Origin of the sequence: Pseudonocardia lutea (genome assembly GCF_042658055.1) — a bacterium.
Lineage (GTDB): Bacteria > Actinomycetota > Actinomycetes > Mycobacteriales > Pseudonocardiaceae > Pseudonocardia > Pseudonocardia lutea.
Map to the genome: position 1 here is coordinate 19,304 of NZ_JBHSQK010000021.1, position 10,434 is coordinate 29,737.

Annotated in this window: 12 protein-coding genes; 8 read left to right on the plus strand and 4 right to left on the minus strand. The window is 76.6% G+C overall.

From position 1 onward, the window contains the following. Positions 1-10 precede the first annotated feature (10 nt). Both ACFQH9_RS11130 and ACFQH9_RS11135 read left to right on the plus strand, forming a co-directional pair. Positions 11-799 carry an ABC transporter ATP-binding protein gene (locus ACFQH9_RS11130; protein WP_379565902.1) on the plus strand — a complete coding sequence of 263 codons (789 nt, stop codon included), beginning with the start codon at positions 11-13 and terminating at the stop codon, positions 797-799. Then, positions 796-1,443, plus strand: coding sequence for a hypothetical protein (locus ACFQH9_RS11135; RefSeq protein ID WP_379565903.1), 648 nt, complete (start codon positions 796-798; stop codon positions 1,441-1,443). The genes ACFQH9_RS11130 and ACFQH9_RS11135 overlap by 4 nt, the downstream gene beginning before the upstream one ends. A gap of 25 nt (positions 1,444-1,468) precedes the next feature. Here ACFQH9_RS11135 and ACFQH9_RS11140 read toward each other — a convergent pair whose 3' ends face one another. Continuing rightward, on the minus strand, positions 1,469-2,944 hold the full coding sequence (locus ACFQH9_RS11140) for a class I adenylate-forming enzyme family protein (protein WP_379565904.1): 1,476 nt from the start codon (positions 2,942-2,944) through the stop codon (positions 1,469-1,471). A gap of 201 nt (positions 2,945-3,145) precedes the next feature. On the opposite strand from ACFQH9_RS11140, the gene ACFQH9_RS11145 reads away from it, so the two are divergent. The 5 genes from ACFQH9_RS11145 to ACFQH9_RS11165 all read left to right on the plus strand — a co-directional run bounded on the left by ACFQH9_RS11145 (position 3,146) and on the right by ACFQH9_RS11165 (position 7,732). Next, positions 3,146-3,631: a hypothetical protein gene (locus ACFQH9_RS11145; protein WP_379565906.1), complete on the plus strand. Its 486-nt coding sequence runs from the start codon at positions 3,146-3,148 to the stop codon at positions 3,629-3,631. A 91-nt stretch (positions 3,632-3,722) separates the two neighbouring features. Then, positions 3,723-4,547 (plus strand): PrsW family intramembrane metalloprotease, encoded by an 825-nt coding sequence (locus tag ACFQH9_RS11150; RefSeq protein ID WP_379565907.1) that lies wholly within the window; start codon positions 3,723-3,725, stop codon positions 4,545-4,547. Between the two features lie 27 nt (positions 4,548-4,574). Further along, the gene (locus ACFQH9_RS11155) at positions 4,575-5,327 is read left to right on the plus strand and encodes an IclR family transcriptional regulator (RefSeq protein ID WP_379565908.1); all 753 of its coding nucleotides are present in this window, start codon (positions 4,575-4,577) and stop codon (positions 5,325-5,327) included. Positions 5,328-5,470: 143 nt separating this feature from the next. After that, positions 5,471-6,487, plus strand: a complete 1,017-nt coding sequence (locus ACFQH9_RS11160) for a PDR/VanB family oxidoreductase (protein WP_465269520.1) — start codon at positions 5,471-5,473, stop codon at positions 6,485-6,487. 27 nt (positions 6,488-6,514) lie between these two features. Next, positions 6,515-7,732, plus strand: coding sequence for a cytochrome P450 (locus ACFQH9_RS11165; protein WP_379565909.1), 1,218 nt, complete (start codon positions 6,515-6,517; stop codon positions 7,730-7,732). Positions 7,733-7,768: 36 nt separating this feature from the next. Here ACFQH9_RS11165 and ACFQH9_RS11170 read toward each other — a convergent pair whose 3' ends face one another. Together ACFQH9_RS11170 and ACFQH9_RS11175 are read right to left on the minus strand one after the other, a co-directional pair. Further along, a complete protein-coding gene (locus ACFQH9_RS11170) occupies positions 7,769-8,479 on the minus strand; it encodes a TetR family transcriptional regulator (protein ID WP_379565910.1) in 711 nt (236 codons plus the stop codon). A 57-nt stretch (positions 8,480-8,536) separates the two neighbouring features. Continuing rightward, positions 8,537-9,052, minus strand: a complete 516-nt coding sequence (locus ACFQH9_RS11175; protein WP_379565911.1) for a pyridoxamine 5'-phosphate oxidase family protein — start codon at positions 9,050-9,052, stop codon at positions 8,537-8,539. Positions 9,053-9,102: 50 nt separating this feature from the next. Between ACFQH9_RS11175 and ACFQH9_RS11180 the strand changes: the two genes are divergently transcribed. After that, positions 9,103-9,564 (plus strand): MarR family winged helix-turn-helix transcriptional regulator, encoded by a 462-nt coding sequence (locus ACFQH9_RS11180; protein ID WP_379565912.1) that lies wholly within the window; start codon positions 9,103-9,105, stop codon positions 9,562-9,564. A gap of 261 nt (positions 9,565-9,825) precedes the next feature. On the opposite strand, the gene ACFQH9_RS11185 is transcribed toward ACFQH9_RS11180, so the two are convergent. After that, on the minus strand, positions 9,826-10,386 hold the full coding sequence (locus ACFQH9_RS11185; RefSeq protein WP_379565913.1) for a GNAT family N-acetyltransferase: 561 nt from the start codon (positions 10,384-10,386) through the stop codon (positions 9,826-9,828). Positions 10,387-10,434: the final 48 nt, after the last annotated feature.

Sequence of the window (10,434 nt, forward strand, 5' to 3'; positions counted from 1 at the left end):
CCTGTCGCCCGTGGTGCGGGTGGAGGGGGTCCACAAGCGGTACCGGCGCGGTGCGCCGGTCCTGGCCGGGGTCGACCTCGCCCTCGGGCCGGGGGCGCCGGTGGTGCTGGCGGGCGGCAACGGGTCGGGCAAGTCCACCCTGCTGCGGATCGTGGCGGGGTGCGCCGTGCCCTCCGCGGGCCGGGTGACCGGCCGGCCGCCGGTCGTCGGGTACCTGCCGGACCGCTTCCCCGCCCAGCTGCGCCTGCCCGCCGACGCCTACCTCCGCCACCTCGCGCGGATCCGGGGCACCCGTCCCGAGCCCGGCCTGCTCGACCGGCTGGGGTTCACCGGCCCGCGCCGGGAGCCGATGGCCACGCTGTCCAAGGGCAACACCCAGAAGGTCGGGCTGGCGCAGGCGCTCGGCGCCGGGGCGGGCCTGATCGTGCTCGACGAGCCGTGGGCGGGCCTCGACGTCGCGGCCGCCGACACCCTCGCCGCCCTGCTTCGGGACGCGGCCACCAGGGCGACGGTCCTGGTCACCGACCACACCGGACGGGCGGCGGGCCTTCCCGGCGCCCGGCACCTGCGGCTGGCCGAGGGGCGGGTGGCGGAGGCGCCCGCTCCCCCGCCGACGGCGTCGGCGGTCGCGATCGTGCTGCGCTGCCCCGATCCGGAGCAGGTCCGGCGGCGGCTCGGCGTGGCCGGCCGGGTGGAGAACGGGCGGCTGCACCTGCGCGCCGCGCCGACCGAGTCCGATCCGGTGCTGCTGAGCGCGCTGCGGCTGGGCTGCTCGGTCGAGTCGGTGGGGCCCGCGTGACCGCGGTCGCCGTGGCCCGCTACCTGCTGGCCGACGCCCTGCGCTCGCAGCGCGTGCTGCTCCCGGTCGTGCTGCAGGTGGCGGTGCTCGCTGTGCTCTTCGGCGGAGATCCCGGCCGGCTGCCCGAGCCGTGGGGCGCCTCGGTGCTCACGCTCTACCCGGTCGCGGCCTGGCTCGCGCTCACGCTCGCGCACACCGAGGACCCCGTGCAGCGCAGCGTCACCGTCGCCGCGGCCGGCGGCCCCGCACCCGTCGCGGCCGGGATCCTGCTGGTCGCGCTGGTCGGCGATCTCGCGCTCGCGGTGCTCGGCGTGGGGTGGCCGCTGGTGGCGACGCCCTACACCGCCTCGCCCGCGGTCGTCGTCACCGGCCTGCTGGCGCACCTGGCGGCCGGGGCGACCGGCACGGCCGTCGGGCTGCTGTGCGCGCGACCGTGGATCCGCCGCATCGGGAGGTCCCTGCTCGTCGGCGCGGTCGTGGTGATCGCGACGGCGGTGCAGCCGTGGCTCCCACCGGTCGGGACGACGGTCCACGCCCTCGAACGCGGGGCAGGGCCGGGCGCGCTCGTGGTCCCGGTCCTGCTCGCCCTCGCGCTGGCCGTGGTGGTCACCGGGGCGGGCGTCGTGCGCGCCCGTCGCGCCTGACCACGCAGGCCGCTCGGTCCGCCGGTCAGACGCAGCCGGTGAGCGCCGCGGCCCGGATGGCCGGCCGGTCCGGCTTGCCCTGCTCGGTGAGCGGGACGCGCTCGACCGGCAGCACCCGCAGCGACGCCGCCACCTCCGCCCCGTGCCCGGCGGCCACCGCGGCACGGCACTCCTCGGGGTCGACGGTCCGGCCCGGCCAGGGCTCCACCGCCGCGACCCGCACGTCCTGTTCGAGGTCGGCCACCAGCACCGCGTAGCGCACCGACGGCAGCCGGCACAGCGTGTCCTGCAGGTCCACCGTGGGGACCGCGCCCGGCCGGCCGATGTCGGCCTCGCGGCCGAGCACCCGCAGCATCCCCTCCGTGTCCAGCTCGCCGAGGTCGCCGGTCCGGTACCAGCCGTCGACGAAGTGCTCGGCCTCCTCCGCGGGGCGGTGCCGGTAGCCCTGGGCCATCGCCGGCGACCGCACCTCGATCGCCCCGGCCCGCGGGTCGAGCGCGCCGTCCGCGCCGCGGAACCGGACGTCGACGCCCGGGAAGATCCGGCCGGCGCAGCGGAAGCGCGACGGGCGGTCGTGCTCGGCGGGCAGCAGCGCGCTGACGATCCCGATCTCGCTGGCGCCGTAGGTGTGCATGATCACCGGACCCAGCCGGTCGTGGGCCCGCTCCCGCAGGACGGGCGCGGCCATCGCCCCGATGTGGGTCAGCGCCCGCAGCGAGCTCAGCTCGTGGTCGGCGACCTCGGGGCGGTCCATCAGGTCGAACAGCTGCGGCTCGACCAGGAACAGGTGCGTGATCCGCTCCTTCTCGACCGCCGCCAGGGTGGCGAGCGGCTCGTAGTGGTCCTGCAGCACCACGGTGCCGCCGCCGAGCAGGGTCTGGTCGACGAGGATCTGGGTGAGGTAGGCGAGCTTGCCGTTGGCGAGCTGGCGCCGCTCCGGGGCCGGCGCGACGGCGGTCATGGCGCTGTAGAGGGCGAAGTCGCGCCGGCTCCCCTTCGGGACGCCGGTCGTGCCGCCGGAGGAGATCACCACGGCCAGGTCCCCGGGGCGCGCCCGGCACGGCAGCGGGCCGGCGTCCTCGGCCGCCGCGAGCTCGTCGAGCCGCAGGTCGACGCCGGGGACCGGGCCGAAGGCCGCGACCAGGGCGGTGACGCCGGGCGGCAGCAGCGCCGCCGTCCCGGGGAACACCACCACGAGCCGCGGGTCGAACTGCGTGATCATCTGCGCGCGGCGCTCGGGGTCGGGCGGCACCGACAGGTACACCGCGCCGGCACCGATCAGGTGCGCGCCGTACCGCACGGCCAGGGCCTCCGGCCGGTTCGGCGCGAGCAGCGCGACGAGGTCGCCGCGGCCGACGCCGAGCCCGGCGAGCGCGCGGGCGGCGCGGCGGACGGCGGCGAGCAGACCCGCAGCGGTCGTGTCGACGTCGTCGCGGCGCAGCACGGGCCGGTCCCCCGCGGCCTCCAGCGCGGCGACCAGGTCCTCGATGTAGACGGTCACGGTGTCCTCCACGGTGTCGGTGTGGGGCCCACCCTCGCGCGGACCGCTCCAACTCCGCTCCAGCCGTGCCGTCCGCACGGTGGAGCACACTTGCAGACGCGGACGCGAACGTGAGGGCACACTCGGTCCTGCCGCAGCCGTGTAGCGGCAGGGACAGGGCACCGAGCACCACACCGGACACCAGCCGCTCGAGGAGCCGCCGTGCACGCCTTCTCCAAGGACCCCGACTTCCAGTTCGCCGACCCGGGCGTCGTCGACGTCTCCACCACCATGCTCGACCGGTTGTCGCACTCGATGGTGAAGCTCCTCGACGCGGGCGAGCGGGAGAAGTTCGACCGGGAGATGGGGTGGGCGCTCGAGCTCTCGCCGCGGCTGCGCCGGACGCTGCGGTGGCGGATGCGGCCCTACGGCGTGACCTCGCCCTTCGACTTCTTCACCGCCGCCCGCGCCTACGTGCTCACGGACGATCAGCTGGCCGCGATCACCTGCCCGCTGCTCGTCACCGACCCCGAGCACGAGCAGTTCTGGCCCGGCCAGCCCGCGCGCCTGGCCCAGGCGCTGACCTGCGAGGTCACCCTCATGCCGTTCACCGCGGCGGAGGGTGCCGACGGGCACTGCGAGCCCGCCGCCGGCGGCCTGCGCGGCGAGCGGATCCTCGACCGGCTCGAGGAGCACGTCCCGGCCTGACGCGGCGCGTTGGAGACGGATTGGCGAGGGTCACGCCACCCTTGCCCCGCAGGACCCGAGATCGCCCGGCACACCCCGTGAGGAGAACCCGATGTCCCTCAGAACCGACGACCCGGCGAGCGTGAGCCCCACGCCGCCCTCCTTCGCCCGCCGGCACGCCTGGATCGGCGTGCTCGTCGTCGGCGCCGCGCTGTTCCTGGCGGTGGAACGGACGATGGTCGCCACCGGCAACCCGAACTTCGTGCCCTCGTCGATCCTGCTCGGCGCGGCGATCGTGCCGGCGGCGTTCCTCAGCTTCGTCTACGGCCGCCGGCTGCCCTACGACGTCGCGGCGCCGGTGGTCGCCACGGCGGCCTTCCTGGGCGGGGTGATCGGCACGGTCGTCGCCGGAACGCTGGAGTACGACGCCCAGCGCGACCTCGGCTTCCTGCCGATGGTCGCGGTCGGGCTGATCGAGGAGACCAGCAAGCTGCTGATCCCCCTCGCGGTGCTGATCTTCTTCCGCCGCTACCGCACCGCCTCCGACGGGTTGCTCGTCGGCGTCGCGGCGGGCGCGGGCTTCGCCGCCCTGGAGACGATGGGCTACGCGTTCGTCACCCTCCTCGAGTCCAAGGGCAGCCTGATCGCGACGGTCGACGTCCTGCTGCTGCGCGGGATCATGAGCCCCGCCGGGCACATGGCCTGGACCGGGATCGCCGCCGCCGCCCTGTTCGCCGCCGCCCAGGCGGGGTGGACCGGCCGCGCGATCGGCCGGTTCGTCGGGGCGTTCGTGCTGGCCGTCGCGCTGCACACGCTGTGGGACAGCCAGTCCTCGCTGATCGGCACGGCGATCGTGGCGATCGTCAGCCTCGCCGCGCTCGGCTGGACCGTGCACCGGATCGCGCGTGGCGCGGGCCTGCACGGCCGGAGGGCGTGAGCCGGGAGGGGTGACAGGCTGGGCGGCATGCCACGGGTGGCCACCGGGGAGTCCGTGCTCTCCCGCGCGGTGCGGATCTTCGAGGTGTTCAGTGCGGCGCAGCCGGACCTCACCGTCACCGAGATCGCCCGGCGCACCGGCCTGCACGTCGCCACCGCCTCCCGGCTGGTCGCCGAGCTCGTCGGGCACGGCCTGCTCGCGCGGCGGGACGACGGCCGGGTCCGGATCGGGGTGCGGATGTGGGAGCTCGCCCAGCGGGCCTCCCCCACCCTGTCGCTGCGCGAGGCCGCCATGCCGTTCCTGGAGGACCTGCACGCCGTCGTCGGGCACCACGTGCAGCTCGGTGTCCTCGACGGGGACGAGGTGCTGTTCCTGGAGCGGCTGTCGGCCCCGGGCGCGGTGATCAACTACACCCGGATCGCCGGCCGGCTGCCGCTGCACGCGTCGTCGTCCGGGTTGGTGCTCACCGCGTTCGGGCCGCGCGAGCTGCAGGAGCGGGTGCTCGCCCGGCCGCGGGAGCGCTTCACCGCCGGGACGATCACGGACGCGGCGCGGCTGCGGGCGGTGCTGGCCGGGATCCGCCGCGACGGGCACGTGATCACCCCCGGGCACATCCACCCGGACGCGACCGGGACCGCCGTGCCGGTGCGCGACGCCCGCGGCGAGGTCGTCGCCGCGCTCTCGGCGATCGTCCCGAACGACGGCCAGGCGTTCACCGTCGTCCCGGTCCTCCAGGCGGCCGCCCGCGGGATCGGCCGGGCCCTCGCGCCGACCTCCTGAGTCGGCCCTCGAGCGGGGATCCGCGACTTGCCTCTCATTCATTGAGAACGGCCTTCTGCCCGGTCGGCGCCGGTCCGCATCCTCTGTCCACCGTGCTCGCCCCGAGCCGGCGCGCCCGAACCCACCGCCGGGAGGACCGACCCGTGATCACCGCCGATCCCCTGTCCGCCGCACCGCGCCCCGCGGAACCCGTCCCCGCCGTGGGGACGGCGGCGACGGTCCGCGTCGCCGCCAAGCGGGTGGAGGCCGACGGCGTGGTGTCCCTGGAGCTCGAGGCCGCCGGCGGCGGGCGCCTGCCCGACTGGGCCCCCGGCGCCCACGTCGACCTGGTCCTGCCGAACGGGACCACCCGCCAGTACTCGCTGTGCGGCGACCGGTGGGACGCCCACCGCTACCGGATCGGCGTGCTCCGCGAGCCCGCCGGGCGCGGCGGCTCCGCCTACGTGCACGACCACCTGGCCGTGGGCGACGTCGTCGGCCTCGGCGGCCCGCGCAACAACTTCCCGCTCGTGCCGGCCGGCCGCTACCGGTTCGTCGCCGGCGGCATCGGGATCACCCCGCTGCTGCCGATGATCCGGCAGGCCGCGCTGCTCGGCGCGGACTGGGAACTGCTCTACGGCGGCCGGACGCGGGCGTCGATGGCGTTCGTGGACGAACTCGCCGGGATCGACGGCGGGACCGACGGCGGGCGGGTCCGGATCGTGCCCCAGGACGAGCACGGCCTGCTCGACCTCGCCGGCTTCCTCGGCGCGCCCGACCCCGGCACCCGGGTCTACGCCTGCGGCCCCGCACCGATGCTCGCCGCGCTGGCGGGCGCCACCGCCGAGTGGCCCCGGCACGCCGTCCGCACCGAGCGGTTCGTCGCCCGCGAGCTCGGCGCGCCCGCCCGGGACACCCCCTTCGAGGTCGAGCTCGCCCGCACCGGCCGCACCGTGACCGTCCCGCCGGACCGCTCCCTGCTGGCCGCGATCGCCGAGGCGGGGGTGGAGGTGCTGTCCTCCTGCCGCCGCGGCACCTGCGGGACCTGCGAGACCGGGGTGCTCGCCGGGGAGCCCGACCACCGCGACTCGATCCTCGACGACGACGAGCGCGCCGGCGGCGACTGTCTGTTCCCCTGCGTGTCCCGGTCCCTCGGCGACCGCCTCGTCCTGGACCTCTGATCCGCCATCCACCACCTGGAGCCCGCCGTGACGCTCGCCGCCGAGCCCGTCCACGACCTTCCGACGAGCGACGTCGACCCGTTCGGGCACGACGTCCTGGAGGATCCGCTGCCCCTGCACGCCGCGCTGCGCGAGGCCGGGCCGGTCGTGTACCTCACCCGCCACGACGTCTTCGCCTTCGCCCGCTACGAGCAGGTGCACGCCGCCCTCGTCGACTGGCAGGGCTTCGGCTCGGCCGCGGGCGTCGGGCTGTCGAACTTCCGGCACGAGAAGCCGTGGCGGCCGCCGTCGTTGCTGCTCGAGGCGGACCCGCCGCGGCACGACGCCCCCCGCCGGGTGCTGCAGAAGATCCTCGGCCCACGGGCTCTGCGGAAGCTGCGGGAGGGCTGGGCCGCCGACGCCGAGCGGCTCGTCGACGAGGTCCTCGCCACGCACGGGCCGGAGCTCGACGCCGTCCCGCACCTGACCGAGGCCTTCCCGCTGCGGGTCTTCCCCGACGCCGTCGGGATCCCGCAGGAGGGCCGGGAGAACCTGCTTCCCTACGGCGACCACGCCTTCAACGCCTTCGGCCCGGCCAACGACCTGGTGGCGAAGGGGGCGCCGCGGGTCGGGGAGCTGTCCGCCTGGGTCGCCGCGCAGTGCGCCCGCGAGACGCTCGCCCCGGAGGGGTTCGGTGCCGACGTCTGGGCCGCCTCCGACCGCGGGGACATCACCCCCGAGCAGGCGCCGCTGGTCGTCCGGTCCCTGCTCACCGCCGGGGTGGACACCACCGTGCACGGCCTGTCCGCGGTGCTCCACGCCTTCGCCACCCACCCGGACCAGTGGCGGCGGCTCCGCGAGGACCCGGGCCTGGCCCGCGTCGCCTTCGACGAGGCGGTGCGCTGGGAGTCGCCGGTGCAGACCTTCTTCCGCACCGCGACCCGGGACGTCGCGATCGGCGGGCACGTGGTGCCCGACGGGCACAAGATCCTCCTGTTCCTCGGCGCCGCCAACCGCGACCCGGCCCGCTGGGGCCCCGAGGCCGACGCCTTCGACCTGGCCCGCGACCCCTCCGGGCACGTCGGGTTCGGGATGGGCATCCACCAGTGCGTCGGCCAGCACGTCGCCCGGCTCGAGGCCGAGGCGCTGCTCACCGCGCTGGCGCGGCGGGTGGAGACGCTCGAGCCCGCGGGCCCGACCCGCCGCCACCACAACAACACCCTCCGCGCCTGGGCGTCCCTGCCCCTGCGGCTGTCCCCGGCCTGAGGGCGGCTCGGCGGAGCTCCTCGTGGGTCCCGCCGGTCAGCCCGGGCCGGCGGGCAGCACGCCGACGGCGATGGCGAGGAGCATCTCGGCGGTGGCGGCCGCGTCCTCCTCGGGGTGGGTGGAGCAGCGCAGGAACAGCAGGAAGGTCAGCTGCTCGGCCAGGTCCGCCGGGTCCCGCTGGCGGCCGAGCTCGCCCTCGCGCTGGGCGGCGTCCAGCAGGACCGCGATCCGGTCGGGCACGGGCGTGCTGAGCCGCGGGTCGTCGAAGTCCCTCGCCGACGGTCGGCGCTGCACGCGGGCGGTGTACTCCTGCACCGCACCGGCGAAGGCCGCGGTGAGCGGCTGGTGGCGGCGGGCGATGTGGCTGATCCGCCGCAGGTGGGCGGCGAGCTCCCGGGTCCGGGCACCCTGGAGGCCGGGCACGCCCGGCGCGTCGCCCGGCGCGGCGGCGCCGTCGTCGAGCCCCTCCTGCCACGCGACGGCGAACGCGGCGCCGATCAGGGCGTACTTGCTCGGGAAGTGGTTGTAGGCCGTCGCGGCGCTGACGCCGGCGGCCCGGGCGACCTCCTCCATCCGGGCCTCGGCCCACCCCTGCGCGCCGAACACCTCGCGGGCCGCGACGATCAGGGCGGCGCGGGTGCGGCTGCGCCGGGCCTGGGCCGTGCGGCGGCGCGAGTCCCGCCGCGCCTGCGAATCGCCGGCTCGGGCGCCCTCGTCCCGTCCTTCCGGACGTTCGCTCGTCGCCATCGCCGCCCTTCCGCTCCCCGCAGGGAGACGCTCCGGAAAGGGGCTACGCGCGTTACGTCAGCGGTGACACCTGTCACTCGCCGCGGCGCGGAGACTCCGCACGGTGGGCCTGGCGCCCGTCGCCAGGTCCGCGGCCCGTCCCCATCGCAGCCGCCACGGCCGCAGCACGACGATCCCGGCGTCCGGCGAGGTGAGCCCACCCGCGAACAGCGCGGCCGGGTCGAACCCGACGGGCGGCTCCGGCTCCCGGAACAGGTGCCAGGAGCGGGCCGGGTCGGGATCCCAGGCCGCGTGGCACTCCGCGACCGCGACGTCGTGCCGCTGGTCCCAGTACGAGCAGGAGGCGTAGGGGTGCGCGGCGAGGTGCCGGGCCTTCGGTGAGGAGTACCGGCTCGTCACCCGCCCGACGAGACCGCCGTCGGCCTCGATCGTCCACAAGGGGTGGACGAGGCGCGAGCGGGGCCGCCCCCGGGCGTCGACGGTCGCGAGCGTGCACCACACGACGCGGTGCGCGATCTCCACGAAGTCGGCCAGCTCGGAGGGGGACGCGGGCAGGGGCGCGGAGGGCGACATGACGCAGACGGTAGATGCACAACCGCAGTTGCACAACTACGGTTGTGCTCATGGAGATCGACCTCGTGACCGCGGTGCACCTGGCGGGCCTGGCGTTGAACGCCGAAGCGCTGCGCCGGCTGCACGCCGTCGGCCACCCCGAGGTCCGTGAGTCGCACGGCTTCGTCCTCCAGCACGTCGTCGAGGGGCCGCGGCCGATCGGGGAGATCGCCGGGCGCATGGGCGTCACCCAGCAGGCGGCCTCGAAGGCGGTCGCGGAGCTGGAGCGGCTCGGCTACCTGGAGCGGACCGCCGACCCGCGGGACGCGCGGGTCCGGCTCGTGCGGCTCGCGGCACGGGGCGGGGCGCTCGTCGAGGACACGCGGCGGATCCGCGCGGAGATGGAGGAGGAGCTGGCCGCGGCCCTCGGGGCCGGCCGCGCCGCGGAGCTGCGGTCCGCGGCGCGGGCGGCCCTGGAGTGGGCGGGCGGCGGCGAGGCGGTCCGCACCCGGCGCGTCCGCGCCCCCTCCTGAGCGCCGCGTGGACGGCTGCCGCGACGGGCCGGAGCCGGGCCGTTCGCGCACCTTCCNACCCGGCGCGTCCGCGCCCCCTCCTGAGCGCCGCGTGGACGGCTGCCGCGACGGGCCGGAGCCGGGCCGTTCGCGCACCTTCCCCGACCCGTTCGCGCCGGGCCCCTGCGGTGCGGACCGTCCTTCGCGACCCGCCGACACGAGGCCGGTGCCCTCCGAGGGGAGCTGCCGGACCTGCTGCTCGCCGTGCCGGGAGGACGCCGGTCACAGGTCCTGTGCCGCGGCGTCCCCGGGGAGCAGCGAGTACATGACGACGTCGATCCGGCGGCCACGTACGACCAGACGCTGCCGCAGCGTGCCCTCCGCGGTGAACCCGGCCGCCTCGGCCACCCGCAGCGACCCCGTGTTGGCGGGATCCACCACCAGCTCGACGCGCGCGACGCCCGCCTCCCGCAGGCACCAGCGCGCGAGGGTGCGCAGGGCGTCGCGGGCCAGCCCCCGGCCCCGCGCGGCGGCCGCGACCCAGTAGCCGACGTGCGCGACCCCGTCGGGGATCCCGTGGGCGCCGATGCTGCCCACCGGCTCGCCGCTCGCGGCGTCGACCACGGCGAACACCGCGTCGCCCTGCTCCCACGCCCGGGGCGCGAACGTGGTGACGTAGCCGACCGCGTCGGCGCGGGTGTAGGGCGACGGCACCGTGGTCCACCGCTGGATCTCGGCGTCCTGGCAGGCGGCGAACACCACGTCGGCGTCGTCCGCGGTCCACGGGCGCAGCCGGACCTTCGAGCCGGTGAGGACCGGCTGCACGTCCCGGACGGTCGTCATCCGGCCAGTCTGGCCACCCGTCCACCGGCCGGGTAGGTGCCGACCGGC

What these genes read in the sequence shown, in the direction of transcription:
- ACFQH9_RS11180 (WP_379565912.1), top strand. Translation starts at nt 9,103, where the DNA reads ATGGAGATCGACCTCGTGACCGCGGTGCACCTGGCGGGCCTGGCGTTG.
- ACFQH9_RS11150 (WP_379565907.1), top strand. Translation starts at nt 3,723, where the DNA reads ATGTCCCTCAGAACCGACGACCCGGCGAGCGTGAGCCCCACGCCGCCC.
- ACFQH9_RS11155 (WP_379565908.1), top strand. Translation starts at nt 4,575, where the DNA reads ATGCCACGGGTGGCCACCGGGGAGTCCGTGCTCTCCCGCGCGGTGCGG.
- ACFQH9_RS11185 (WP_379565913.1), bottom strand. Translation starts at nt 10,386, where the DNA reads ATGACGACCGTCCGGGACGTGCAGCCGGTCCTCACCGGCTCGAAGGTC.
- ACFQH9_RS11175 (WP_379565911.1), bottom strand. Translation starts at nt 9,052, where the DNA reads ATGTCGCCCTCCGCGCCCCTGCCCGCGTCCCCCTCCGAGCTGGCCGAC.
- ACFQH9_RS11170 (WP_379565910.1), bottom strand. Translation starts at nt 8,479, where the DNA reads ATGGCGACGAGCGAACGTCCGGAAGGACGGGACGAGGGCGCCCGAGCC.